The sequence below is a fragment of the Idiomarina xiamenensis 10-D-4 genome, from assembly GCF_000299895.1.
Lineage (GTDB): Bacteria > Pseudomonadota > Gammaproteobacteria > Enterobacterales > Alteromonadaceae > Idiomarina > Idiomarina xiamenensis.
Map to the genome: position 1 here is coordinate 1 of NZ_AMRG01000054.1, position 1104 is coordinate 1104.

Sequence of the window (1104 nt, forward strand, 5' to 3'; positions counted from 1 at the left end):
GCCTTGCTGAACAGTCTGAGAAGATAGGCTCGGTGTTAGATGTGATTCGCAATATCGCTGAGCAAACCAACTTGTTGGCACTCAATGCAGCCATTGAGTCAGCGCGTGCAGGCGAAGCGGGGCGCGGCTTTGCGGTAGTAGCCGATGAGGTGCGCACATTGGCTAGCCGTACACAGCAAAGTACGCATGAAATCGAAGCAATGATTGAGCATGTGCAGCAGGGCTCGCGCGATGTCAAAGCGGTGATGGGTAATATTAAGTCGGGTAGCGAAACCAGCGTCTCTGAAGCTCGTGAAGTCGAGCGCGCGCTGGCCTCGGTGCTCGATTCGGTCAATACCATCAATATGCAAAATGCGCAGATAGCCAGCGCTGCCGAAGAGCAAACCAGTGTCTCCGAAGCCATCAACGAGAACATGACCAATATCGTTGATATTGCTAATCAAACTGCTGCCGGTAGCGAACAAGCGTCAGAATATGCACAGTCATTGTCTGATACCGCTAATGCACTCGAGCAACAAGTCAGTCGCTATCAAGTGTGACAAACAAAAAAGGCCTGCTGAGCAGGCCTTTTTTATTGTTTGTGTACGCTTACGACACACGAAAGCGCATGGTCATCGAGCTTAAGTTTTCCGCCAATCGTGCGAGTTCAGCACTAGCAGCCGAAGTCTCGTTAGCACCCGAGGCGTTATCATTGGCAATATCACGGATGGTGACTAAGTTCTTATCAACTTCTTTGGCGACATTAGCCTGTTCTTCAGCAGAGCTGGCAATGGTCACATTCTGCTCGTTGATACGCGAGATCGCCTGGGTAATTTCTTGCAGCGCTTGACCCGCCATGTTCGCAATTTCCAACGATTGCTTAGCTTGTTCATGGCTATTCTGCATCGACGATACGGTGCTATTGGTATCGTTTTGCACCGCTTGAATCATCGTTTCAATTTCCTTGGTTGATTCTTGTGTGCGGTGTGCCAACGCGCGAACTTCGTCGGCGACGACCGCAAAGCCACGTCCGGAATCGCCAGCGCGGGCAGCCTCAATGGCCGCATTCAGTGCCAACAAGTTAGTCTGATCGGCGATAGCACGGATAACGTCTAGCACAGAGCC

2 protein-coding genes are annotated in these 1104 nt (G+C 51.4%); one reads left to right on the forward strand and one right to left on the reverse strand.

Annotated features, from left to right (window positions below; genetic code table 11):
* Positions 1-539, forward strand: a 539-nt coding sequence (locus A10D4_RS13385) for a methyl-accepting chemotaxis protein (RefSeq protein ID WP_008490169.1), incomplete at its 5' end; no start/stop codon positions are given.
* A gap of 49 nt (positions 540-588) precedes the next feature.
* Here A10D4_RS13385 and A10D4_RS13390 read toward each other — a convergent pair.
* Positions 589-1104: methyl-accepting chemotaxis protein (locus A10D4_RS13390; protein ID WP_008490171.1), on the reverse strand; the 516-nt coding region annotated here is incomplete at its 5' end.